13 protein-coding genes are annotated in these 26,454 nt (G+C 65.9%); 8 read left to right on the top strand and 5 right to left on the bottom strand.

Going from position 1 to position 26,454, the window contains the following annotated elements; translation table 11 throughout:
* Positions 1–64: 64 nt before the first annotated feature.
* A complete protein-coding gene (gene recJ, locus ASC91_RS16270; protein ID WP_056198608.1) occupies positions 65–1,792 on the bottom strand; it encodes a single-stranded-DNA-specific exonuclease RecJ in 1,728 nt (575 codons plus the stop codon).
* On the bottom strand, positions 1,789–2,664 hold the full coding sequence (locus ASC91_RS16265) for a hypothetical protein (protein ID WP_056198606.1): 876 nt from the start codon (positions 2,662–2,664) through the stop codon (positions 1,789–1,791). The genes recJ and ASC91_RS16265 overlap by 4 nt, the downstream gene beginning before the upstream one ends.
* Before the next feature lie 63 nt (positions 2,665–2,727).
* On the opposite strand from ASC91_RS16265, the gene ppk1 reads away from it, so the two are divergent.
* Both ppk1 and sixA read left to right on the top strand, forming a co-directional pair.
* Positions 2,728–4,788, top strand: a complete 2,061-nt coding sequence (gene ppk1, locus ASC91_RS16260; RefSeq protein WP_056198602.1) for a polyphosphate kinase 1 — start codon at positions 2,728–2,730, stop codon at positions 4,786–4,788.
* Between the two features lie 7 nt (positions 4,789–4,795).
* Positions 4,796–5,257 (top strand): phosphohistidine phosphatase SixA, encoded by a 462-nt coding sequence (gene sixA, locus ASC91_RS16255; RefSeq protein WP_056198599.1) that lies wholly within the window; start codon positions 4,796–4,798, stop codon positions 5,255–5,257.
* On the opposite strand, the gene ASC91_RS16250 is transcribed toward sixA, so the two are convergent.
* Genes ASC91_RS16250 through ASC91_RS16240 form a run of 3 tightly spaced genes read right to left on the bottom strand, consistent with a single transcriptional unit; the run spans position 5,254 to position 7,715 of the window.
* Positions 5,254–5,658 (bottom strand): GFA family protein, encoded by a 405-nt coding sequence (locus tag ASC91_RS16250; RefSeq protein WP_056198595.1) that lies wholly within the window; start codon positions 5,656–5,658, stop codon positions 5,254–5,256. The two genes, sixA and ASC91_RS16250, sit on opposite strands and share 4 nt — an antisense overlap.
* Positions 5,659–5,703: 45 nt before the next feature.
* Positions 5,704–6,228, bottom strand: coding sequence for a hypothetical protein (locus ASC91_RS16245; RefSeq protein ID WP_157281668.1), 525 nt, complete (start codon positions 6,226–6,228; stop codon positions 5,704–5,706).
* A complete protein-coding gene (locus ASC91_RS16240; RefSeq protein ID WP_056198589.1) occupies positions 6,225–7,715 on the bottom strand; it encodes a Ppx/GppA phosphatase family protein in 1,491 nt (496 codons plus the stop codon). Before ASC91_RS16240 ends, ASC91_RS16245 begins: the two co-directional genes overlap by 4 nt.
* A 62-nt stretch (positions 7,716–7,777) precedes the next feature.
* Between ASC91_RS16240 and ASC91_RS16235 the strand changes: the two genes are divergently transcribed.
* The 6 genes from ASC91_RS16235 (at position 7,778) to ASC91_RS29475 (ending at position 26,302) form a co-directional block, all read left to right on the top strand.
* On the top strand, positions 7,778–8,638 hold the full coding sequence (locus ASC91_RS16235) for a dienelactone hydrolase family protein (protein ID WP_056198587.1): 861 nt from the start codon (positions 7,778–7,780) through the stop codon (positions 8,636–8,638).
* 69 nt (positions 8,639–8,707) lie between these two features.
* Positions 8,708–9,490, top strand: a complete 783-nt coding sequence (locus ASC91_RS16230; RefSeq protein WP_056198584.1) for a ZIP family metal transporter — start codon at positions 8,708–8,710, stop codon at positions 9,488–9,490.
* Positions 9,477–10,523, top strand: a complete 1,047-nt coding sequence (locus tag ASC91_RS16225) for a helix-turn-helix domain-containing protein (RefSeq protein WP_082532722.1) — start codon at positions 9,477–9,479, stop codon at positions 10,521–10,523. Before ASC91_RS16230 ends, ASC91_RS16225 begins: the two co-directional genes overlap by 14 nt.
* Positions 10,524–10,640: 117 nt before the next feature.
* Positions 10,641–11,675 carry a dienelactone hydrolase gene (locus tag ASC91_RS16220; RefSeq protein ID WP_056198576.1) on the top strand — a complete coding sequence of 345 codons (1,035 nt, stop codon included), beginning with the start codon at positions 10,641–10,643 and terminating at the stop codon, positions 11,673–11,675.
* 75 nt (positions 11,676–11,750) lie between these two features.
* Positions 11,751–26,042, top strand: coding sequence for a DUF6531 domain-containing protein (locus ASC91_RS16215; RefSeq protein WP_056198573.1), 14,292 nt, complete (start codon positions 11,751–11,753; stop codon positions 26,040–26,042).
* The gene (locus ASC91_RS29475) at positions 26,039–26,302 is read left to right on the top strand and encodes a hypothetical protein (protein ID WP_157281666.1); all 264 of its coding nucleotides are present in this window, start codon (positions 26,039–26,041) and stop codon (positions 26,300–26,302) included. The genes ASC91_RS16215 and ASC91_RS29475 overlap by 4 nt, the downstream gene beginning before the upstream one ends.
* Positions 26,303–26,454: the final 152 nt, after the last annotated feature.

Here is a 26,454-nt window from a genome sequence, read left to right as displayed (position 1 = left end):
GCGTCCGTGACACTCCGGTGACTTGGGGCGGCAGGGCGTGCGTCCCTGCCAACTCCGTCACGCCTCAGCCTTCGGCGCAGGCTTCAATGACGTATTGGACGCGCTGCTGGCCCTGCCATTCGTCCAGGCTCAGTCGGTAGGCCAGCGTGACGCGCTCGGGCAGCATGTCGACGTGGTTGAACCAGATGGCGTCGATGAGCTGGCCGCCGCGGCGCAGGCGCAGCTTCAGATGCTTCTCGCCAACGAGGCGCTGCGAGATCAGCTCGAAGCGATCACAGAACACCGGCGCCTCGAAGCCCTGGCCCCAGACCTGGGCGTCCAGCAGGCGTGCGGTCTCGGCCGTGGCGACATCGGGCGCGAGCGAGCCGTCATGGCGCAGCGTGCGGGTCAGGTCCTGCTCGTTGAGCCATTCCTCGGCCACGCGCGCGAAGGCCAGCGCGAAGCGGTTCACATCGTCGACCGCCAGCGTCGCGCCGGCCGCCATCGCATGGCCGCCGAACTTGGCCAACAACTCGGGCTCACGCTTGCTGACGAGGTCCAGCGCATCGCGCAGATGGAAACCCGGAATGGAGCGGCCCGACCCCTTGAGGTTGCCGTCGGCACCGCGCGCGAAGACGAAGGTGGGGCGGTGCACGCGATCCTTGATGCGCGAGGCGACGATGCCGACGACACCCTCGTGGAAGTCGGCATCGAACAGTGCCACCGCCGGGGGCAGGGCGCCCTGCAGCGCCTCGACCAGGGCATCCAGCCGCGCCTCGGCCATCTCGCGCATGCCGCTCTCGATCTCGCGGCGCTCGCGGTTGATGGCGTCGAGCTGGGTGGCGAGCTGCAGCGCCCGCTCGGGGTCATCGGTGGTCAGTGTCTCGATGCCCAGCGTCATGTCGGCGAGGCGGCCGGCCGCGTTGATGCGGGGCCCGAGCGCAAAGCCGAGATCGAAGCCCTGGGCCTTGCTCGCGTCGCGCTTGGACGCGCTGAAGAGCGCCATGACGCCCGGCTGCGCACGGCCGGCGCGCATGCGCTTGAGGCCTTGCGCAACGAGGCGGCGGTTGTTGGCGTCGAGCTTGACGACGTCGGCCACCGTGCCGAGAGCCACGAGGTCGAGCAGGCCGTCCAGGCGCGGCACCTCCGTGAACGCGCCCCGGGAGCGGAGTTCAGCGCGCAGGCCCATCAGCACATAGAAGGCCACACCGACGCCGGCCAGCGACTTGCTGGCGAAGGTGCAGCCCGGCTGGTTGGGGTTGACGATTGCCGAGGCGTCCGGGACGACGACGACGCCATCGACCAGGGCGGGCAGGTGATGGTCGGTGACCAGCACCTTCAGCCCCTGGGCGCGGGCGTGCGCCACGCCGGCGAGGCTGGCGATGCCGTTGTCCACCGTCACGAGCAGGGAGGGCTGCTGCGCCATCGCCAGGTCGACGATGGTGGGCGTCAGCCCGTAGCCGTGCACGGCGCGGTCCGGCACGACATAGCCGAGCTGCTCGGGCTGCGCGCCGAGCAGGCGCAGGCCGCGCAGCATGACGGCGCAGGCGGTGGCGCCGTCGCAGTCGTAGTCGGCCACGATGACGAGGCGCTCGCCGCCCTGGATGGCGTCGGCCAGCAGCCGGCCGGCCTCCAGCAGGCCTTTCAGGTCGGTGGGCGGCAGCAACTGGGCCAGGCTCTCGTCCAGCTCGCCCGCCTCGCGCACGCCGCGGGCCGCGAGCAGGCGGGCCATCAGGGGTGCGACGCCGGCCTGCTCGAGCGCCCAGGCCGTGCGCGGCGGCACGTCGCGTTCGACAAGACGAGGTGAAGTCATAGCGCCTCCAACACGGCGCTCACATCGGGCGTCTGCCAGCGCCGCTTCAGCCTGTCGATGAAGGACAGCGGCCGGGTCGTGAAACGACGCGCGAATCGTTCGCCGCACAGTGTCAGGCTGGTCAGGGGCTGTGCCAGCGGCCCGGCGTCCAGGCGCTGCCAGGCCTCGGCCCAGGCCGCGAGGTCGCCGTTGAGCAGCGGCTCGGTCAGGCGGGCATCGACCGTCACGTCGGCGGCCTTGCCGTTGCTGCGGCCAATGTCGCCGATCCAGACCGAGTTGACGGGATGCTCGCCGCGTGCTTCCCGCTCGAGGTTCAATGCGTGCTCATGCAGCAGCATCTGGGCCTCGTTCTGCCAGCGGCGCAGCACGCGGTTCTGCGGCAGCCAGGGCTCGATGGGCCGGCCGGCGGCGCGCTCGATGCTGGCAGCGCGCAGGTCATCCAGCGCTGTGGTGTGGCCAATAGCCCAGTGCGTGGCGTCCAGCAGCCGCCATTGCCAGCCTTCGGACTCGGGCCAGAGTTCGCGCAGCAGCGCCGTGAAGCGCGCCGCGTCGGATTCGGAGAGCCGCAGCGCCGCGGGCGGCAGCACATCGACGCCATCGCTGCCGACGGCCAGGTGCACGGGGCTCATCAGCGCCCAGGCCAGCTCGGGCCCGGCATCGACGGCCCAGGCCGCGGCGCTTGGCTCGGCTTGCTGGCGCAGCGCTGCCAGCGCGATGTGATGCGGCGGCTGCGGCGATAGCTCGTCGCTCCCCCAGGTCTCGGCCGGAGTGAGCCGGTTCAGCTGCGCAGCCAGGTTGGGCAGGGGCAGGGTGCCGAAGGCATGCCGCGCGGCTTCGTCCAGCGCGCTGGCATGGGGGATCATCAGGTGCATGGGCCTGGATTATCCCGGGGGCATTTCAAGCCGTTGTCACACAAGCTTCATACACTTTTCTTCATGACCGACCCGACCCCGCTGAAGCTGCTCAACCGTGAGCAGGCCATTCTTGAATTCAATCGTCGCGTCCTTGCCCAGGCCCAGCGTGAAGATGTGCCGCTGCTGGAGCGGCTGCGCTATGTCTGCATCGTGTCGAGCAACCTGGACGAGTTCTTCGAGGTGCGCTTCGCCGACATGCTGGAGGCCGTGCGCGATCCGCTCAGCGCCGTGACGGGCCAGGACGTCGACCGCGTCGGCCGCGCGGCGCACACGCTGATCGACGAGCAATACCTGATCTTCAACGAGCAGCTCACGCCGCTGCTGCGCAAGCGGCGCATCGTCGTGCTCAACCACGCCGACCGCGACGAGCCGCAGCGGCACTGGGTGGCCAAGTATTTCGAGCGCGAGGTCAGGCCGCTGCTGGTGCCCGTGGGCCTGGACCCGGCCCACCCCTTCCCGCAGGTGGCCAACAAGTCGCTGCACTTCATCATGAGGCTGTCGGGCAAGGACGCCTTCGGCCGCGACAACCGCATCGCCATCGTCAAGGTGCCGCGCGTGCTGCCGCGCGTCATCAAGCTGCCGGCCAACCTGAGCGACGGCCGCCAGGCCTTCGTGCTGCTGACCAGCGTCATCCGCGCCCACCTGGAAGATCTCTTTCCCGGCCGCAAGGTCGAGGCCTTCTCGCAGTTCCGCGTCACACGCGACTCCGACCTGGAAGTGGATGAGGAGGAGATCGCCAATCTGCGCCACGCGCTGCGCTCCGGGCTGACGACGCGCCATTTCGGCCGCGCGGTGCGGCTGGAGGTGGTCAACACCTGCCCGGCCGAGCTGTCGGAGTTCCTGCTCGAGCAGTTCGGCCTGCCGAATGCGGCGCTCTACCGCGTCAACGGCCCCGTCAACCTGGTGCGGCTGAACGAGCTGATCGACCAGACCGACGCGCCGCCGCTGCGCTTCACGCCCTTTGAACCGGCCTGGCCGACCGGCCGGCTGCCGCGCCACAAGTCCATCTTCGAGAAGCTCAAGAAGGGCGATGTGCTGCTGCACCACCCCTTTGAGAGCTTCGACCCCGTCGTGCAGATGCTGCGCGAGGCGGTGGTCGACCCCGAGGTGCTGGCCATCAAGCAGACCATCTACCGCACGGGCGCCAAGTCGGAGCTGATGGACCTGCTGATCGAGGCGGCGCGGCGTGGCAAGGAGGTCATGGCCGTCGTGGAGCTGAAGGCGCGCTTCGACGAGGAAGCCAACATCAACTGGGCCGAGCGGCTGGAGGCCGTCGGCGCCCAGGTCGTCTACGGCATCGTCGGCTACAAGACCCACGCCAAGCTGCTGCTGATCACGCGGCGCGAGAACGGCAAGCTGCGCCGCTACGGCCACATCTCCACCGGCAACTACAACCCCAAGACGGCGCGCCTGTACACCGACCTCGGCCTGCTGACGGCCGATGCCGACCTGACGGCCGATGCCGATTCGGTGTTTCGCCAGCTCGCGTCCCTGGGCAAATTCAAGGCGCTGCGACGCATGCTGCTGGCGCCCTTCAACATGCACAGCCGCATGCTGGAGCTGCTGGCCCAGGTGGAGGCCGCGGCCCTGGCCGGCTACAAGGGCGCGCGCGTCGTCGTGAAGATCAATGCACTGACCGATGCCGAGCTCATCCACGGCCTGCTGCGCACGGCCCAGGCCGGCGCCAAGGTCGACCTCATCGTGCGCGGCGCCTGCATGCTGCCGCCGGGCCTGCCGGGCATCAGCGACAACATCGTCGTGCGCTCCGTCGTCGGGCGCTTCCTGGAACACACGCGGGTGCTGTATTTCCGCTGGGCAGAGGGCACCGAGGCTGACCCTGGCGAGGCGCTCTTCCTGTCCAGCGCCGACTGGATGAGCCGCAACATGTTCCGCCGCATCGAGGTGGCCTGGCCGGTGCAGGACGCGCGCCTGCGCCAGCGTGTCATCGATGAAGCTTTGCAGCCCTATCTGCACGACACCATGGACGCCTGGCAGCTCGGTCCCGATGGCCGCTCGGCGCGCATCAGTGACAGCGGCGTCAGCGCCCAGCAGGCCTTGATGCGGCGCTATTCAGAAGGGTAGACCCGCCATGGACCTGATCCTGTGGCGCCACGCCGAAGCCGAAGTCATCGCCCCTGGCCAGGATGACCTGCAGCGCGCGCTGACCCCCAAGGGCGAGCGCCAGGCCCGGCGCATGGCGGCCTGGCTCAACCATCGCCTGGCCGCAACGACGCGCGTGCTCGTCAGCCCTGCGCTGCGCTGCCGGCAGACAGCCGAGGCCCTGGGCCGCGAGGTGCGCATCCTGCCGTCCATCGCGCCCGATGCGCCGATCTCGGCCCTCATCGAGGCCTCGCGCTGGCCCAAGTCGGTTGAGCCGGTGCTGATCTGCGGCCACCAGCCGACGCTGGGCCTATTGGCTGCCCATTTGCTGGCCGGCGTGGACCAGGAGTGGGCCGTCAAGAAGGGCGCCGTGTGGTGGCTGCGCTGGCGCCAGCGCGACGGCGAACCCGAGGTGACGCTGCACGCCGTCCAGGGGCCCGATGCGCTTTAGAGGTGACGAACCTCTTCGGGCTTGTTCCACCAGTTGTTGTGCAGCCCGTCGTAGTACTGCACCGGCGCGGCGACCAACTCCTCGGCGGGCACATCGTCGAGGCAATTCACCTTGACCGACACGAAGGCGCCGCCGACCTGTTCGATGTAGCCGTGGCCGTAGGACCGCACGCCGCAGGTCTTGCAGAACAGGTTGTGCACGCTGTTCGAGCCGAACTGGTAGTCGCTCTGCGCGTCCTCGCCGGCCAGCAGCCGGAAGGCGTCGGGCTTGACGCTGGCGCTCCAGTTGCGCGTCTTGAAGCAGATCGAACAGTTGCAGCGGCCGGTGCCGGCGGCGAGGTCGAGATCGACTTCGAAGCGCACGGCCTTGCAATGGCAGCTGCCGGTATAGGTCTTGAGCATGGCGGTCTCCGGGTGTGGAGCCGGCATGTTCGCTCAGTCGTGCTGTCAGCGGCTGGCAGCAGAGGCTGGTGCCGCTGGCGGAGTGAGGACGACGCGCACGCGCGAGCCCGTGCGCGGCACATGGCCCATCAGTTCCTGGCGCTGCCAGGCATAGAACTCGGCGATGCGCAGCTTGGCCGGGGGCTGTTTCCAGCTGCCGCGCCAGTGCACGGTCCAGACGTACTCCGGCAGATAGCCGGCCGCGTCGATGCGCATCAGCGCGTCCATGTAGGCGCTGGACTTGGGTGCCTTTTGCAGCAGCTCCCGCCAGATGACGAGCAGCGTCCGGCGCGCGGTCATCTCACCTTCGAAGCTGGGTTCCAGGATGCCCAGCGGTGCCTGTGCCAGCGCACCGCTCTGGCTGGCCCAGTTGGCCAGACCGACGGCATAGGCCAGCCAGACGACGCTCTCGTTGGGATCGTCCGACGAGTCGATTTCGATCGCGGTCGATTTGCCGGCGTCTTCGCCCCAGGCAGGCAGCGCCATGCAGAGCGCCGCGAGGCAGGCGAGCAGCCGGCGACGCGAGCTCACGCCACGACGAGTTCGAGCAGCCCGCTGCGGGCCCAGGTCTCGGCCTCTTCCTTCAGCAGGAAGCGCGTGCGCGCTTGGCCGGCCGACCCGCCCTTGGGCAGTTGCAGCGTGAGCCGCTTGCCGTCGCGCGCCAGTCCGGGGCTGCCTGGTGCCTCCGTGCGGGCATGGCAGAGGATGACGGCCAGGCGCAGCGCGATGAGCTGGTCCAGCAAGCTGGGATCGCTCAGCTGCGCTTCCAGCTTGCGCAGGCCGCCGCGCTGGCCCAGGGCCAGGCCTGCCAGGCGCTGCAGCTGGTTGGTTGAGAAGCCCGCCGCGTCGACATGGGCGATGACATAGGCGCTGTGGCGGTGGTGGTCGTGGTGGGAGACCAGCATGCCAACTTCATGCAGGGCCGCGGCCCAGCTCAACTCGCGCAGCAGCTCAGGCGCGGGCTTGAGCGTGAGCTGGTGGTAGAACAGCTCGGCCTGGCTGGCCACACGCTCGGCCTGCGCCATGTCCACGGCAAAGCGCTCCTGCAGCTCGGCGACGGAGTCCGCCCGCGGGTCGCGCGCGCCGCTGGGCTGCAGGCGCTCTACCAGATCGAAAATGACGCCCTGGCGCAGCGCGCCCTTGGTGGGCAGCAGCTCCTCGATGCCGAACTGGTTCAGCAGCGTGTAGAGGATGCACAGGCCACCGGCGACGACAGGACGGCGGTCGTCCTTGAGCCCAGGCAGTTGCAGCTTGTCCTGCGAGCCGGCCGCCAGGCATTGGGCGATGCACCAGCGCAGCGCGTCCGGCGTGATGCGGCCGTCGGTCTTGCCGCTGGCTGCCAGGATCTGCGACACCGCGCCCACCGTACCCGAGGAACCCAGGGCTTCCTGCCAGAGCTCGGGGCGGAACAGCGTCAGCGCTTCTTCCAGCTCGGCGCCGGCAGCCACCTGGGCGGCGCGGAAGGCCTCGGCCGTGTAGCGGCCGTCGGCGAAGAAGCGCACCGACAGCCCGACGCTGCCGACGCCGAAGGACTCGGCCAGCAGCGGCTTGCGGCCGCGGCCCAGGATCATCTCGGTGGAGCGGCCGCCGATGTCGATGACCAGGCGGGGCTTGTCGGAGGGCTGCAGCCGGGCGACGCCGGCAAAGATCAGCCGCGCTTCCTCGCGGCCGGCGATGACCTCGATGGGGTGGCCGAGCACGGCCTGGGCGCGGGCCAGGAAGGCGTTGCGGTTGCGCGCCTCGCGCAGGGTCTGCGTCGCAACGGCGCGGATGCGTTCGGGCGCGATGCCGACGAGCTGCTCGCCGAAGCCCTGCAGGCAATTCAGGCCGCGCTGCATGGCCTCTTCGGTCAGCATGCCCTGTGCGTCCAGGCCGGCGCCCAGGCGCACGGCCTCCTTGATGTAGCTGACGCGCTGGTAGCGCTCGCCCGACAACCGGGCCAACTCCAGGCGGAAGCTGTTGGAGCCGATGTCGATGGAGGCCCAGATTCGGCCGGCTGGATCAGGGCGCGTCGTCATGGCGGCGGATTGTCGGGGCAAAATTTGGCGCTCCCTTCGTATCTCACCCTGGAGCCCCCACCTTGAAAGACGAGATCGACAGCCTCACGCCGTCCCGCGACTTCAGCCGCCGCAGCTTTGTGCAGACGACGGTGAGCAGTGGCTTCGCAGCGGCCGTGCTGCCGGTGACGGCCCAGACGATCACCACCGACACGGCGGGCCTGGAGGCGGGCCCGGTCAGCATCCCCGTGGGCGACTTCCAGATGCCGGCCTACCGGGCGGCGCCTGCCGGCCGGAAGAACCTGCCGGTCGTGCTGGTGGCCTGCGAGATCTTCGGCGTGCACGAGCACATCGCGGACGTCTGCCGGCGGCTGGCCAAGCAGGGCTACCTGGCCATCGCGCCCGAGCTGTTCGCCCGCCACGGCGATGCCGGCGCCTACACCGACATTCCCAAGCTGGTCAGCGAGGTCGTCGCCAAGGCGGCCGACGCCCAGGTCAACGGCGACCTGGACGCCACGGTCGCCTGGGCGGCTGCGAACGGCGGTGATCCAGCCAAGCTGGCCATCACCGGCTTTTGCTGGGGTGGGCGCACGACCTGGTCCTATGCGGCCCACAACTCCAGGCTGACGGCTGCAGCCGCCTGGTACGGCCCGGTGGCACGCAACTACAACGCTGGCGACAAGACCGTCATCGAGCGCGCCGCGAGCATCAAGGCGCCGGTGCTGGCGCTGTACGGCGCGGCCGATGGCGGCATCCCGGTCGAGACGCTGACCCAGCTCGAAGCCGCGCTCAAGGCGGCGGGCAACACGAAATGCGAGTTCGTCGTCTACCCCGACACGCCGCATGGCTTCTATGCCGACTACCGCCCCAGCTACCGCAAGGCCGCAGCCGACGACGCCTGGGCGCGGGCATTGGCCTGGTTCAAGAAATGTGGTGTGGCTTGACCCGTCTGCTACGCTGACCGCCCTCGGGCCGCAGTCCATGGCTGTGGCCCGTTGCTTTTGCCTGATTCCATGACCCTTCTCTACATCGTGCTCGCCACCTTCGCGGGCGGGCTGCTGTCGGTGCTCGTTGCCGCGAGCCTGACCGTCGGCGTGCTGACCCGCCTCGTCAAGAGCCTCGTCAGCCTGTCGGCCGGCATCCTGCTGGGCACGTCGCTGTTGAACGTGCTGCCCGAGGCCTTCGAGAGCCACACAGCCAAACCGCAGGTGCTGTTCGCCGTGCTGCTGGGCGGCCTGCTGTTCTTCTGGCTGCTGGAGAAGGTGGAGCTTTACCGCCACGTCCACCATCACGAGGGCGACGGCCACCATCACCACCACCACTTCGACGCCGAGCAGGCCGGCCGCGGCGGCCTGACCGTGCTGGTGGGCGACAGCATCCACAATTTCTGTGACGGCGCCATCATCGCGGCCGCCTTCCTGGCCGACACGCGGCTGGGCTTCGCCACGGCGCTGGCCATCGTCGCCCACGAGATCCCGCAGGAGGTGGGCGACTACATCGTGCTGCTCAACGCCGGCTTCAGCCGCGGCAAGGCGCTGCTGTTCAACGCGATCTCGGGCATGGCGGCGGTCGTCGGCGGCGTGCTGGGCTACTTCCTGATCGGCGGCTTCGAGGGTGTGCTGCCCTATCTGCTGGTGCTGGCGTCCAGCAGCTTCATCTACATCTCGGTGGCCGACCTGCTGCCCCAACTGCAGCAGCGCCTGGCCTGGCGAGAAACCTTTGCCCAGGTCGCGTGGCTGGGCGTGGGCCTGGGCGTGGCCTTCGCGGTGTCCCAGCTGCTGCATGGCACTCATTGACGCAGGGTTGCGCGGCGCGCTGGTTGCCGTGCTGATCCTCGTGGTGCTGGTGCTGCTGCCGCATTGGCGGCATGCACGGCACGCCGATCTCGTGCGCACGGGCATTGCGCTGTCGCTGTCCTCCGCCGTGCAGGCGGTTTCTGCCTCGCCCTGGGCCGAACACGAGCTGCGCTGCGCCGTCCAGGCGCCCGGCATCGGCATCTCGCTCGGCTCCGCCGTGCTGTTCTGGCTGTTCGCGCGCGCCGTCTTCGAGGACGGCTTTCGCCTGCGCGCCTGGCATGGCGTGCTGTGGGCTGCCGTTGCGCTGTTCGGCGCGACGATCTGCCTGTGGTGGGGCTGGTGGCCCGCCCTTGTGCTGTTGCGGGCCTTGCCCATTGCTTTCGCGGCACTGGGCCTGGCCGCCGTGGTGGGCCCATGGCGGGTGGATCTGGTCGAAAAGCGCCGGCGCTTGCGCGGCCTCGTCGTGGGCGGTGGCGCAAGCTATGCCGTCGTCATGGTCGCCCTGCGCATCGGCGCACCGAACGGCACGTTGAGCGGTGCCGCGGCACTTGGCGACGTGGCCATGATGCTGACGCTGACCAGCCTCGTCGCCTGGCAACTGTTGCGGCCGCGCGTGTCGGGCCTGTGGGACGAAGACGTCGCGCCGCCGCCACCTCCCGCGCTGCCGGCCGAGGACCCGCAGGACCGGGCGTTAGCCGCCGCGCTGGCCAGGCTGATGGGCGAGGGCCGCGGCTACGCCCAGGAGGGCTTGAGCCTGGCCAGCCTGGCCGAGCAGCTCGGCACGCCGGAGTACCGGCTGCGCCGCGTCATCAACCAGGGCCTGGGCCATCGCAACTTCAACGCCTTCGTCAACGGCCTGCGCCTGCTTGAGGCCAAGCGCCGCCTGGCCGACCCGAGCGAGCGCCAGCTGCCGGTGCTGACCATCGCGCTGGACGTGGGCTTTGGCTCCATCGGCCCCTTCAACCGCGCCTTCAAGGCCGATACCGGCCTGACGCCGACCGAATTTCGCCAGAAAGCGCTGGCCGATTCTTAAAAACGCCTCGGCGTTTCGTCAAAAGCAGCGCCGAAACCTGCAAAGCGCGGGTTTCGGTCAGACATAGCGGGCAGGGTGGCCGAGGCTGAGGGCTTCTCAACTTCCGAGGAGCCAGCCATGTTCTTCCGCTTCCTGCTCACCAGCCTGGCGCTGAGTGCCTCCGCGCACGCCGCCACCGTCGGCACGCTGACCCTGCCCGCCGACGATGACGGCGGTGCCGTCACGCTGTTCTATCCCACGGCGGCCGCCGGCCGCCCTGAAACGCGCGGCGACCTGCAGCTGATGCTGGCACCCGACGCGCCACCGGCACCCGGCAACGGCCGCCTCATCGCCATCTCGCACGGCTCGGGCGGCGGCCCCTGGGTGCACACGACCCTGGCCAAGGCCCTCGTCGAGGCCGGTTTCACGGTCGTGCTGCCCCTGCACCGAGGCGACAACTGGACCGACCCCGGCCGCCCCGGCCCCGACAGCTGGAAACAGCGCCCCGCCGAGATCAGCCATGCCATCGACCGCGTTGCCGCCGACCCACGCTTTGCCGGCCTGAAGCTGGACCGCGTCGGCGGCTTCGGCATGTCGGCCGGCGGCCACACCATGCTCAGCCTGGCCGGCGGGGCCTGGTCGCCCGAGCGCTTTCGCGCCCATTGCGAGAAGGACCTGGCGGAAGACTTCTACAGCTGCATCGGCCTGGCCACGCGGCTGACCGGCGGTCCGCTGGATGGCCTCAAGCTCTGGGTGGCCCGGCACGTGCTCGACTGGAAGTTCCGTGACGCGACGCCGCAGGTCCACAACGACCCGCGCATCGCCGCCGTCGTGGCTGGTGTGCCGGCGGCAGCCGACTTCGATCTGGCGACCCTCGCCAAGCCGCGCGTGCCGCTGGGTCTGATCACCGCCGACGGCGACCGCTGGCTGCTGCCGCGTTTTCACAGCGACCCGTTGATCGCCGCCTGCCAGGGCTGCGAGTTGATCGCTGCGCTGCCGGGCGCCGGCCATGGCGCCTTGCTTGCACCGCCGCCGACGCCCGACGGCCTTGGCCGACTGGAATGCGACCTGCTGTGTGACCCGCCGGGGTTTGATCGATCGGTGACGACTTCGTTGTGGTTGGGCCGAACGGTGAGCTTCTTTCGCAGACATTTGCTTGGTACCGAAGTGTGACTATTTGAAACGGAAGCTAAACAACCGGACTCGTCCCTGGATTACCTAAGTAATACCGATCCTTGGGAGAGAGACATGGTTTCAGTGGTCACCGGCAGTGGCAACGGTTTGGTCAACACGTCCAAGGACGTGTTGGGCGGGGCGGGCGGGATGGGACAGGCCGCCACGGGGCGTGCCGGCGAACAGATCACCGTCAATGCAGCCAACGGCAACCTCGTCATCCAGGACCGCGACGAATACCTGGTGGGCGTCGGTCCGGACGTCGACCTGCTCCGTACCTACAACAGCCAGGGCGGCTGGGACGGCGATAACGGGGATGGCTGGCGCGTCGGCTACTACCGGCGCGTGTCGGGGCGCGTGGGCACCGTCAACACCACCGGCAGCAGCATCAAGCGCACCGATGCGGACGGCCATGAGGCGTCGTACTCCTTCGACACCGCCACCGGCAAGTACCTCACGGCCGAGGGCTCGGGCCAGTTCGACAGCCTGAGCTACAGCGCCGGCGTCTGGACCTGGACCGATGGCGATACCGGCACGGCAGAAACCTACGCCAATGTCGACGGGGAGATCTACCGGCTCTCACAGGTCAGCGACGCCCAAGGCAACCTGGTCAAGGTTGACTACGACGGCGGCGGCCTGATCAGCAGCCTGTCCACCTTCAAGGCTGGCAGCTCAACGGCCGACGAAGTGGTGACGCTGAACTACACCGGCACGCAGCTGTCCAAGATCACCACCAGCTACAAGGATGCGCAGGGCGCGCAACAGACGCGCAGCGTCACCAGCTACGGCTACACCGGTGGACGGCTCAGCCTGGTCACCACCGACCTGACGCCCGAAGACACCACCGACAGCAGCACCTACACGGTCAGCTACGGCTACGACACCAACGGCCGGCTGCAGACCCTCACTCAAAAGGATGGCAACACACAGACCATCGACTACTGGCCCGACAGCCGCGTCAAGTCCATCACGGACGATCAGAACCGCAAGACCGGCTTCGTCTACGACACCACCAACCGCACCACCACGGTGACCGACGCCCTGGGCCAGGTCACCACGCTCAAATACCTCGGCGGCGTCAACAGCGGCCAGTTGGAAGAGATCAGCGGGGCATTGCTCGGCGGCGTCAGCTTCAAACAGAGCTACACCTATGACAACGGCGACGTGCTGACCAGCACCAACGCCAAGGGCGAAGTCACGACCTACGAGTACGCCGGCGCCGGCAAGCTGGCACGCCGGACCGATGCGGCGGGCAACGTGCTGGAGCGCACCTACACCAGCACGGGCCTGCTCGCCACAGAGACGACCTACACCGTTGCCGACCCGGACGGCGTCGCCGGCCCGCTCAAGGCCAGCGGTGCGCGCACTACCCAGTACATCTACGACACGACGCAAATCGCCAAGCGGCGCCTGGCCTATGTGCTGGGCCCGCAGGGCGAAGTGACACGCTACGTCTACAACGGCTGGGGGCTGCTCGCACGCCAGGTGCAGTACACAGCTGCTGTTTTCAGCGACCCCAATCCCAGCTTCACTTCGCTCGAGAGCTGGGTGAACGGTCCCCAGGCGCAGAGCCTGGATCGCCAGATCGTCGAGTTCGACTACGACCTGCGCGGCCTGGTGAAGGAGCAGCGCCGCTACACGACGATGGCCCTGTCCAACGGCGTTGCCACGCCGGGCGGGGCGATCAAGACATTCACCAGCTACGACGCTTTTGGCCGGCTGCTCTCCAGCAAGGACATCAACAACAACGGCACCACCTATCTGTACGACGGGCTGAACCGCGTGACCAAGAGCGTGGACGCTAACGCCGCGATCACGCTCTATACCTACGCTGATTCGGATCGCAAGACCTCCGTCAAGCTGGACAACGGCCTGACCACGGTACAGATCTTCGACACGATGGGCCGCCTCGTGTCCAGCGACTTGCTCGGCGCCGTCAGCCAGACGGCGCTGGGCGCCACCAAGTACTTCTACGACGCGGCGGGTCAGCTGCGCCGCGTGCAGGACGCCACCAGCGTCTCCAGCCACACCCTGTACGACGTCAGCGGTCGCAAGAGCGCCGACATCGCCGCCAACGGCCAGCTCACCGAATACCTCTACGACGGCGCGGGCCGGCTGATCCAGACGGTGGCCTACGCCACGCTGGTGAGCGAAGCCACGCGGGCCAGCTTGAGCGACGCCCAGGGCCAACCCACCGCCAAGACGGTGGCAGACGTCCGTCCCGCGGTCGATGCAACGAATGACCGCGTCACGACCTTCTGCTACGACGCCGCCGGCCGGCTGGCCGGCACGCTGGACGCCGACGGCTACCTGACCGAGAACAAGTACGACGGCACCTCGGCCCTGACAGCCCAGACCCGCTATGCCACCGTCTTGAGTGCTGCTGCCGTGAGCGCCGCACGCCTGATTGCGAGCTCGGGTACCACGCAAGCCAATGTGCCTACCCTGCCGACGCCGACTGCCGACGCGGCGCGCGACCGCACGACCCGCAACCTGTACGACGCCACGGGGCGCCTTGCAGCCCGTGTGGATGGCGACGGCGGCCTCACCGTCTGGAAGTACGACGCGGCGGGCAACATGCTCTCGCAACTGCGCCGCTCCGCCCTTCTGAGCGATGCACAGCGTGCCAATCCTTCGCTGGCCGACTTGCAAGCCCTCGCGCCATTGAGTGACGACGAGTTCACTCAATGGGTCTATGACACAGCGGGCCGCCAAATCGCCCAAGTCAATGCCGAGGGTTACCTCACGGAGTACAAGTTCGATACCGCAGGCCGGCCCGCGGGAGGCATCAGTTATCTCACCCAGGCCATCAAGCCTGTGATCAGCGGGAGCCCGGCAAGCTTGAAGTTGTTCAAGACCGGCGACCTCACCGCGGCCCTGCGGACCTCGTTGAGCAGTCCCAAGTTGCCCCTGTCCACCAGCAAGACGTACAACAACCGGGGTTTGCTGGAGCAGGAGACGGCAGCGGACGGCACCGTCACCTTCTACGACTACGACAGCCTTCAGCGCCTCAAATCCACCACGCTGGCCAAGGGCTCGGGCGAGGAGCGCAAGCAGAACATCAGCTACGACGACTGGGGCCGCGTGCAGAGCACGCAGATCGAAGGCGATGCCACAAGCACCACTTCCACCTACGACGCTGCAGGCCGCCGAACCAGCGTGACCGATGCGCGCGGCAACAAGACCTTCTTCTACTACGACGCGCAAGGCCGTCAGGTCTACGCCATCCTGCGCGACCCGATCAAGGGTGGCGAGGTCACGGAGACGATCTACAGCAACTTCAGTGAAGTGCAGGCCACGGTCACGCGCAGCCAGCGACTCTCGGTGGCCGACGCCACCGGTCTGGTAGGTGGCAAAGCTGACACAGCGGTTGTGAGCCGTGCGCCTGCAGCTGACATCTCGCTGTCAAGCGCGATTGCCGCGCTGAACAACGCCGGCCTGGACAACCGCAGTGCGGTGACCTTCAACCAGCGCGGCCTCATCCAGCAGGCCATTGATGCGCTGGGCAACAAGGCCGACTACAGCTACAACGCCTTCGGCCAGCTCAGCAAAGAGATCCGCGACATCGATCCTGTGGGCACCGCCAACGCGCGCCGCCTCACGCTGGACTATGGCTACGACCGGCGCGGCAACGCCACTCGAACCGAACGCGGCGGCCCGGGGCTGGCAAGCGCCGTGATCACGGGCGCGACCTTCGACGCACTCGGTCGGCTCTACAACACCACCGACGAACTCAGCCGGATCACTCAGTACACCTATCTGCGCGACGGTGGCACTGGCCGCAAGATCACGATTGCCGGGCCGGCCGGCACCACATCGACCACGTACGACGCGCTGGATCGAACGGTCACCCGTGTTGATCGCACCATCAGCACCGTCACCTACACCCATGACGCCGTCAATCGCAAGCTGACGGTAAAGACGGCGGCAGGTATCCAAACCGTCACCGAGTACAACCGCCACGGGCAGGTCTACAAGGTCACCGACGGCGCCGGGGCGACCACCACCTACGCCTACGACGCCCACGGTAACTTGCTTACCGTGACGGATGCGCTGGGCAACGTCACGCAGAACGGCTACGACGCCAACGACAACCTCATCCAGGTCGTTCAAGGACTGAAGGCCAACGCCGGCGGTGCCCCGATCAATGACGGGGCCGCCAGCACGACGAGCTACAGCTTCGACGCCGCCAACCGCGTGCTGATACAGACGGTGGACCCGCTGGTCAACGGTGTGGGGCTGAACCTGCAGACCCGCTACGAGTACGACGGACAGGGGCGCAAGCTCAAGATCACCGACCCTCGCGGCACCGTCACAACGCAGGTCTACAACGCCAGGGGTGAACTTGCCGACGTCATCGTCGACGACGTGACCGGCGGGCTCAAGCTCAAGACCAGCTACAGCTACGACGCCCAGAGCCGAGTGCTCACCGTCATCGACGGAGCCGGCACGACCTCCGCCCGCAAGGTGGCCTATGCATACGACATCCTGGGCCGACGCACGTCCGAGACCGTCGACCCCGACGGGCTGAAACTCAAGACCAGCTACGAGTACGACGCGGCCGGGCGTCTGCTGTTGAAGCGTGACTCGCAGAACAACGTCACGGCCCGCTACAGCTACGACAACGCCGATCGCCTGCGCTACGGCGTCGACGCCCTTGGTGCCGCCACGCGATATGACTACGACGGTGAAGGCCGTGTCACGGCCATCCGGGCCTATGCCACAACGCTGGCGGCGGGCTGGGCCAGCAAGACCTACGACGAACTGCGTACTGCTCTGGACATATTGAGCGCCGGCCCGGCCGAGCAGCTCAGCATCAATTCCTACGACGGCGATGGCCGTTTGATCTACAGCGTCGACGCCCTGGGGCAGGTCACGGAACGCAAGTACGACGGTGCCAACCGGCTCGTGTTGGAACGCAGGTACGAGCAGATCATCACTGGGGGCAGTGTGGGCATGTCGGCCTCCGCGATCTATGGGAAGCTGGTCAAGGTCGATGCCAAGGATCACGTCACCCGCTACGCCTACGACAAGGTTGGCAATCAGCGGTTCGTCGTCAATGCAGAAGGCTTCGTGAGCGAGCGGCGCTATGACGCGGCAGGCCGGATCGTGGCGAGCGTGGAGCACGAGCAGCCCTGGACCTGGAGCGTCGGCACCGTGCCAAGCGAGGCTGACCTCGCGGCGATCTATTCGCCGACCAAACGCGAGTTCAACAGGGACATGGACGGGCTAGGGGGCTCCGTCGGCATATGGGAAGCCGGGCGGCTCAAGCTGGTCAGCGAGCCGCTGCCGAACGGTGGCTATGCGCTCATGACCAGCCCAAAGCAGATGCCGGTGGGGTCTGTACTCAAACTCGACTATCAGCCGGTTCACCTCCAGCAGACGACGCACATCATGCTCAAGGATGGGGCTGGTGGTATGAGCCGAGCGGCCCTGATTTTCAAGAACAACGGCCACGTCTATACCCAGTGCCGACAGCTACCCGCCGGAACGTTTGTGGAGGTGGACATCGGGGTCTACGTTCCGGGCAAGACGTACAGCATCGAGATGGAGTCAACCGCCACCGGCGCGCGCGTCTTTGTCTATGAAAAAGGCACGTCGCGCGCCAGTGGCTTGGCGGCAACGATTGTCGAGCCGACGACGGACTGGCAGTCCGTTCGGGTTGAGTTTGCCGTCTCGCGTGCCTCAGACCTGCCAGCAGGTCAAACGATCAGCTACGTCGACAACGTCGAGGAGATCCCGCCGCTCAAAGGCCGCGTTACTCAATTTGCCTACGACGCAGCGGGCCGCCAGCGCTTTGCGATTGACGCGGAAGGCTATGTCACCGAGACGCGCTACGACGACGCCAACGCCCGCACGACGGCACTGCGCTATGCCAGCCGCCTGAGTGGCAGCGGCAGCTACACGCCTGCTGCCTTTGCCCCCGTGCTGAACACGTTGACGGTTGCACTTCCGGGTCTGGGTGCGGCGACCAGCGTCATCCGTGAACTCGACCGCGCCGGGCGACTGAGCGTTGAGACCGATGGCAATGGCGTGCAGACCCAGTTCACCTATGACGCCGCCGGCCGGCTGGAGACCGAGGTCCTGGCTGGCAACGTGGTGGGGCAAGCCAGCACGACGCGCTACGCCTACAACGGCGCCGGCCAACGCATCTCGATCACGCGCGCCGACGGCACGGCACTGGCCAGCACCACGCGCTTCGAGTACGACGCCCAGGGCCGCCTGTGGCACGAGATCGACCCCCGCGGCGTCGCGCTGACCGAAGGCACCGGCGCCTGGGAGCAGGCCGAGCGCGCGCGGCTGGGCTACGCCGCTGACCTCTCCACCCTGGCCGCCGATGCCAAGGCCGCGGCGCAAACCGCGCTGCGCAAGCTCTACACCACCGACTACGGCTACGACGCCGCCGGCCGCGTCACGACAGTCACCGACGCGCTGGGCGGCGTCACCGCGACGGACTACGACGCCTTCGGCCACGCCAGCGTCATCACCGATGCACGCGGCTACAAGCGCTACCAGGTCTACGACAAGGCTGGGCGCCTACTGCAGACCGTCGATGCACAGCGCTACCTCACTGCCTATGGCTACGACGCCTTCGGCAACCTCACCAGCAGCTTGCGCGTGGACGCCAAAGTGCAAGGCACGCTCTCGGGCGGCCAAGCCGTCGTTCTGGCCACCGCGGCGCAGGCCAATGGGGCCTACGTGCTCACCGCCGCCACGGCAGACGCCCTCACGAGCCGCACCTACGACCGCAACGGCCGCCTGCTCCAGGAGACCGACGCCGAGAACTACGTCGAGGGTACCGATGTGCTGGACGCATACGGCCAGCGCCTGAGCGTCAAGAACAAGCTCGGCGCCACCGTCACCTACACCTACGACCGCCTCGGGCGCCTGCTCACCGAAACCCTGCCTGTGCAGGCCAAGGACGGCACCGGCGCGCTCAAGAACGTCGTCAACGAATACCAGTACGACAGCCGCGGCAACCGCATCACCAGCATCGAAGCCAAGGGCCTGCCGGAACAGCGCACCACGCAGATGGCCTACGACGCCAATGACCGCCTGGTCCGGCGCATCGGCATGAGCTACACGGCCACCGCCGCCGACGGCAGCACCAGCACCGTCACGCCGGCCGACGCGATGCGCTACGACGCCCGCGGCAACGTCATCGAGCAGGTCAGCCACGGCCAGCTCCAGGCCGACGGCCTCACCGTCAGCGGTGGCAGGCGCTCCGTGGCCTGGTACGACGCGCTCGACCAAAAGACGCTGGAGATCAGCGCCGACCGCGTCGCCTCGCGCGCCAGCTACGACGCCGCGGGCAACCAGGTCGTGCAAACCGTCTACGCCACGCGCATCGCCGACGGCGTGACCCTCGACCCGGTGGGCAGCGCGCCCGCGGCCACCGCCGACACCGCCAACGACCGCACGCTGCGCACCCTGTACGACGCGCTCAACCGCAAGACCCAGACCTCGCTGGACAACCTCTACGCCTGGAGCAGCGGTGACGGCACCAACCTCGTCATCAGCGGCCTGACGCCGAAGAACACGGTGCTGCAGAGCTTCTTCTACGACGCGGTGGGCAACCTCACCGAGCGCAAGGATGGGCGGGACAACTCCAGCTTCGAGTACTTCGACGGCAACGGCCGGCGGACCCTGTCCATCGACGCCGGCGGCGCGGCCGTCGCGTGGGAGTACGGCCACGCGGGCAACGTCGCCACCAAACAAACCCGCTACGCCGCGATGCTGCCGGGCGGCTACGCCCGCCAAGCCGACAAGCTGGCCAGCGCCGGCGCCACCAACGACCCGGCGCAGCTCATCCCCGTCATCGCCGGGCAGTTCGTGCCTACCGGCGAGCAAAACCGCATCACCGAGGTCAGCCTGGACCGGCTGGGCCGCGTCACCGAGCAGCGCCTCTTGAACGTGGCGCAGGACACCGTCGACGCCAGCGGCACCCGCACGCAGAGCACGACGACCGCCATCACCCGCTACCAGTACAACGGCCTGGGCGCCGTCACGCAGACCCAGGCGCTGGCCGCGGAGGTCGGCACGACCCTGACCTGGGAGCAGACCGACATCACCTACGACGCCCTGGGCCGTGAGACACGGCGCGAGGCGCCGGGGTATGTGGACTACCTGAACGCCAACGTCCGTCCGACCACCGATACCGAGTACGACGGCCTGGGGCAGGTCAGGCGGCGCATCCAGCGCGGCAGGGACACCACCGTCGAGACGGACGACCGCATCACGCTCAGCGGCTACGACGCCAACGGCCTGCTCGTGCAGACGACGGACGCCGCCGGCGCCATCACGACCTATGCCTACGACGCCAACGGCAACCTCGCCCGGCGCGTGAACAAGGACGTGCGCCGCTCGGACAGTACCGCCAGCGCCCCCAAGCTGCGCGACATCATCACCAGCTACGAGTTCGACGCGGCAGGGCGCATCGTCGTGGAGAAGCATTGGGAGAGTGACAAGACCGCCGCGGCCGAGACCCGCAAAACCCGCTACAACGCCTTCGGCGAGTTCAGCGCCAAGGGCATCGGCGACGGCTGGGAGGAATTCGCCGAGTACTCCACGCTGGGCAAGGTCGTGAAGACGAATTCGGGCGACGGGGCAATCAAGTTCTACGTCTATGACGCCAACGGGAATATGACCCGCGAGATCCGCGGCAATGGCGACGCGACCTACAAGGTGGCCGGGCTGGACGTGGCCATCGACCTGCGCAGCCTCACCCTGCAGCAGGCCACCTCCGGCAAGCGCAACCCGGCCGACACCGCCTTCTTGCCGCTGTATTCGCGGGTCTCCGTCTACAACGCCCGCAACCTCATCACCCAGACCATTGATCCGCAGATCGATGTGCTCAAGAGCGCGGTGACGATGCAGTCGCAGTTCAATACTGCATGGGTGCCGGCCTGGCAACCGCCGAATGCATTGGTGCAGTCGGCAACGATATTGCCGCGGGCGCAGAACTTTACATTGACCAACGGCACGGTTCCCAAGCTCAATATCACCCAGCCGGGCAGCAGGCAACTACTATTTTCGTTCGATATAAACGAAGGTCTTAGCGATTTTAGTCCTACAATTTTCTCGCTGGACAATAGTGGAGTATTCTCCTTGAACTTGGAGAGCTTCAAGGGTAAGGGGGTCCAGTATTTTCAGTACGCCGCCATTACCAGCACAAGCTCGTACCCCATAGGTCGAACTCTTGCTATGGGCCGCGGCACCTTCGAAGTCGATGGTGCAGGAAATATTGCTTGGACTGATTTGCCCGCGAAAGATAACGATCGTCAAGTAGGATCGGTAAAATTTTCCGTCATTGCTTCGAATCCAGGGGGGTGGGTCGAACGAAGCTATCAACTGACCGACGCGTCGGGTGCATTTTTGGAAGGAAGCACCTCCTACTCCTCACCTTATCTTGAAACGGAAATGGTGGTTGGGAAATATCGCCCGACAGGAACGGCGCCTTCCCCGAAGATTCTTTATCTTAAGGTGAATCAATTCTGGAATTCTGAATTGGTATCAAAGACAATTACGATAAGAATATATAATGACGGTACGATTTCAACAACGGATGTTGTTGATCCCACGGTGATGCCGATCGAATTCTACGTTCAAGGTAGAAATATCAAGAATGCGAACATTACGGTCAACGGAATCACTCGTAGAGTAACTGGTACTTATGAGCCCACGCAAGGGGGGCGATCGGGCTACACATGGTTCCGCCTTGATGCGAGGGATATGGTTTCTGCCGGTTGCATATATTCATATTCCGTTGATATGCTGAATGCCGATGGGACTATTTTCCGTGATGAGGTCGGCAACCCCTTGCGTCAGGAGGGTAAGGTCGACATTGACGGCAGCGGTGCTGCAAGGCTCCTGCAACAGGTGCAGCTTTTGAACACCGGTGAGAAGGTCACCATCAAACGCTTCCAATCCTTCAACGCCTTCGGCGACGTGGTGGAGGAGCGCGACGAACGTGTCGCCGAACGCATGCTTGCCGCCATCAACGACGACCGCAAGAGCAAGAACCAGTCCGCGCTGACCGCCCTGACCACCGACCAACTTGCCAGCGCCAAGACCACGCTGCAATACAACACCCAGGGCCAGCTCATCGCCAAGCTCGACCCCGAGACCTTCGTCACCGCAGAAAACGGTTACCGCTACCGCGCCCGGCCCATCACCCGGTTCGGCTACGACCTGCTGGGCCGGCACACCACCATGCTGCAAGGGAGCACCACGCTCGACCCCAACGGCAACCTCAGCCGCGTGCAATACCTGGCCGGCAGCCGCGGCGACGATGCCCTGGTCATCAGCGAATTCGATGCTGCCGGTGGCAGCGCCGATGCCTACAACGCCACCGGCGGCGGCATCCGCACGAGCCAGTACGACATCTTCGGCGACGCCCGCAAGACCACCGACGCCGAGGGCGCCGTCACCGAACGCAGCTACGACAAGCGCGGCCTGCTCACCACCGTCACCCGCAAGGGCGTGCAGCGCCTGGCCAACGCCACCAGCGACACCCTCGCCACCGGCCGCGACCTCAGCGACACCTACGCCTACGACGAACTCGGCCAGCGCCTGACCGCCACCAACGCGCTCAACATCACCACCCGCACCGACTACGACGCCCTGCAGCGCGTCGTGCAGACCGTCTCCGGCAACGGCTTCGTCACGGGCTACACCTACGAGCTGCGCCAGGCCGGTGCCAGCGGCATCACCAGCGTGGCTGGCGCCGGCGGTGCGGCCACCACCACCGGCGGCTACGTGCGCACCACGCTGCAGACCGACGGGCGCAGCCTCATCGACAAGGTCGACTACTTCGGCCACACCACCTGGCACCAGGACCTCAGCGGCGCGCAGTTCACCTACACCTTCAACAGCGCCGCCCAGCTCGTCAAGCAGACCAGCACCGTACACACGGGCCAGAGCACCAGCCAGAACGTCGACTACACCTACTACGCCAACGGCTACATCCGCTCCTTCACCGACAACACGCAAGGCATCACCAGCGAGTATGCCTACGACAACGCCGGGAACCGCGTGGCTGAGGGCACCTTCAGCCTTGTCAACGGCACCAAGACGACCGCCTACCAGAACGCCACCATCACCTACGACGAGCTCAACCGCATCTCGCGCGTGCGCGATGCCAACTTCTTCGACGTGGCCTACGAGTTCGACGCCGTCGGCAACCGCCGCCGCATCACCGCCACCTACTGGGACGGTCTGGCCGGGCTACTGGGCGGCGGCACGCAGGACTACTGGTACGCCTACGACAAGCTCAACCGCTTCGTCGTCAGCAAGGGGCGGCTGGAGACCGGCGCCGGGGTGGCCACCACGACGCGTGGCACCGGTCTGGCCGACACCGGTGTTGTCATCAAGCGCGGCACCGAGGGCACCCAGCTGGGTTATGACAAGGTCAGCCAGCGCCGCCTCGCGACCTACACCTACCAATCAGGCAACGTTGCGCAGACCATCGACGAGACATACGGCTACAGCCAGGACGGCTACCTGCAAACCACCAAGCAGGGCACGACGCTCGTGGCCACCCGCAAGCTCGACGACATCGGCCGCACGGTGCTGCTGACCGACCTGCAAAACAAGCAGTCCACTGCCAGCACCTACGACAAGGACAACCGGCTGCTCGCGCAAAGCTTCATCGGCAAGATCGACAACCTTGGTGATACCAGCGGCAACTTCACGCTGACGTACAAGTACTACACGAGCACTGCCGACACGACTACCAGCGACACCGGCACCGGAGCGCTCGCTTCGAGCGTTCAGCAACCCACCAGTGGCTTCAGCACCACCACGACCTACCAGTACAAGTATTGGGACTCCGAGCAGCAGTCCAAGATCACAAAGGCCGGGGCGGGTCAGGAAAACTATACGACCCTAGGCTACGACATCAACGGCCATATCAGCAGCACCTTCGACGATGGCAGTGGAGTCAGTCGCAGCTATGTCACCAACGCCAACGGCCAGGTGCTTCGCCGCTCGGGCACCAACGGAACACACTACTTCTACTACGCCGACGGCCATCGCGTCGGGGACGTGGGCAACACGCCTGACGACAAGTCGCGAGTGAGCTACGCAGAGGAGCTGGCGCGCCGCGGGTCGGCTGAAACCGCAGACCAGCGCCGCGAGCGCTACAAGAATCCCAGTCCCGTGACCAGCGCGGATTTCGACCAGAACTACGAGCCTATCAACGACAACTTCCCCGGCAACGCCGCCAGCAGCTACACCGTGAGGCGTAACGGCGAGACGCTGCGTGACATCGCCCAGGCAATGTGGGGTGACTCCAGCCTCTGGTATCTGATCGCCGAGAGCAACGGCATGCTGACCGACGGGGCACTCGTGGCTGGCCGTGTGATCGTCATTCCCAACAAGGTCACCAACATCCACAACAACGCTTCGACCTGGCGGCCGTACAACCCGGGGGAGGCGATTGGGGCCGTCGACCCGACACTTTTCAGTCAGAGCGCCCATAAGAAGCTGATTGAGAGCATGGACTGGCGAGAGGCGCATCCCGTGGAGCCCCTCGTGCACCCGCACGGTCGTTGGATCAGCGGTAACAGGAGCTTTGTTCAGTCCTACGACAGTGGCGAGAGCAGTGGTCAGAGCGCCAACAGGCGAAACGCGGACAGCGCGGCGAGCGTCGGCTATTACGACTTCAATCGGTCGGCGAGTGCGGCTACGCCGCTCTCAGCCGATGCGGTCACCCAGGCGTTGTTCAGTGCCAGCTACAGCGGTACAGGCAATTGGACTTCCGACGTGGAGTCCGGTGCAACGAACAACTGGTCGGCGAATCAGATGCTGAGCAGTAGCTACAGCTTCTCGGCGTCGCTGGAGCCGCAATTGTCCAGTTGGGGCAGTGGTTTCAGTTTTGGTGTTGTCAGTGTTGGAAACTTGGACTGGCGTGACGTGGGGTTGGGCGGGCTTGGCAGTGCAATTGGTGAGAGCCTGACGAGCCAGAGCAAAGACTACAGCCGCTGGGGCAGTGACGACACCGAAACCCAGCGCTTGCTGGCGCGGTATCCGGCTCCTGCCGCTTTAAGAGCAGCCGGCGCGGCGGATGAGGATGATGGTGCGCCTGTGGCCCGAGCCATCCCATTGGGCGGTGGCCGATATCGCATGGCCGATGGGAGCATCAGAAGGATGTCGGTGGAGGCATCCGAGCCGCGCGCGCTGGTGGACTTTGCTGCCGATACGGCGTCTCGCCGGGCGCGCGCTGCAGCCGACGGGCCCGTTCTTGGTCAAGTTCTGTCAAGTCTTCGTATTGACTCGACGTTGCGAGCGGCAACTCCAAGCGCGTTGACCAAGCTCGACGGCAGTTCCGTTACATACTCGTTCGACCTCAGCACCAAGCAGGCCTACTGGAATCTGGGTGAGGACAACGTGCTTCGAGCTATCCCGAAGGCCTACAAGCAGCCAAACTTGGATGAGGCCGCGCGCGCCGACCCGAACAATCCGTTCGCCCACCTTACTGACAAGGTGACTGACTTTGCGCTGACTTCGGCGTTCGGTACAGCAAGCATCTTCACTGGGGGAGCAGCCTTTGCTGGATTGGCGCGCCTGGGGTGGCTTGGAGCGCGTAGCGCGATGGTAGTGAGCAGCATGGCCGGCGACGCCGCGTTGCAAGGTATGCAAATCGGGACGAATAGCCTCTCGAATGGTCGTTACGGGATCCAAGACTTCAGCTGGGGCGAATTGGCACTGGCAGGCGTGCTGCCGATCGCACTAGGAGGTGGCGCGGCAGTCCGAGAATTGGCGACTGAATTCCGGAGCATGGGATTGCCTGATTGGAACATCCGACCAGCACAGCTCAGGTTCGGGCAGGCCAATGCATTCCCTCCGTTATTCGAACTGGAGCGCTTTTCCAATACTGTTGATCCCGTCCAAGCTCGGATTGGCGAACTGCTTCTAGAAGGGCATGGAGTGCAGCGTCATGGAGCCCAGGTGACTCGAATGCAATTAGAAGGGCGCGTTGTGGAGGGACTTGATCCAATGACTGGCACGCCAATCGATGGTGTGCATGGAGGTGACCATGGCTATGCTAAACATGCTACCAAAATAGTCAGCGACGAAGCGTATGTATTTTCGGAACGCTATGCCCGAAATAGCCAGAAGTTTCTAGACGCCACCTCGGGCTCTATAGACGGTCGAGCGGAAATCAAAATACCGCTTAAAGAGATTTATGGGGCGGATTTTAGAGACTTTGTATTTGGTGTTAGTAGGTATGGGTCAAAAAATAATCCATTAGGTTCAGGTGCTACCGTCTTTCTTGATAATTCCTATATGGTAATTAGATATAAGCAAAATTCAACAGGGGTATGGAGATTTAACACTATGTTCCCTGAGCCGGGAGTGCTATGATGCAATTAGAAAATCCGATTGGTCGCATTTTGCGGAGCTTTTGTCATGTTGAGTGGTACGAAGTTGACGAGTTGGCGGAGCTTGTTAAGGGTGGAGTTGCGAAATTCGATATTGGCGCCCTGAAGAATCAATTTGAATACTTAATTGCCAATCCTCAGGGGATTGCTAACGGGATAAATGAAATCACCGCGAACGAATTCGAGTCAGATGCTGAGGCTCGAATTTGGTTAGAAAGGATCTATCAGAAGGTGTTTTATTGAACATGGGATTTCCAAGGTTCGCACGCCGTTCGCACGGTTCACGGTTCGGCGGTTCGGCGGTTCGTTCGGCGGTTTTCGGTTTTCGGTTCGCGCGGTTCGAGACCGCTGCATAACTTCCCTGACGCGCGGTATTGAAGGGTGCGGTGCAATGG

This window comes from Pelomonas sp. Root1237 (assembly GCF_001425055.1).
Classification (GTDB): Bacteria; Pseudomonadota; Gammaproteobacteria; order Burkholderiales; family Burkholderiaceae_C; genus Pelomonas.
The sequence above is the reverse complement of the archived record's forward strand: the minus strand, read 5'-3'. Positions and strand labels throughout refer to the sequence as shown.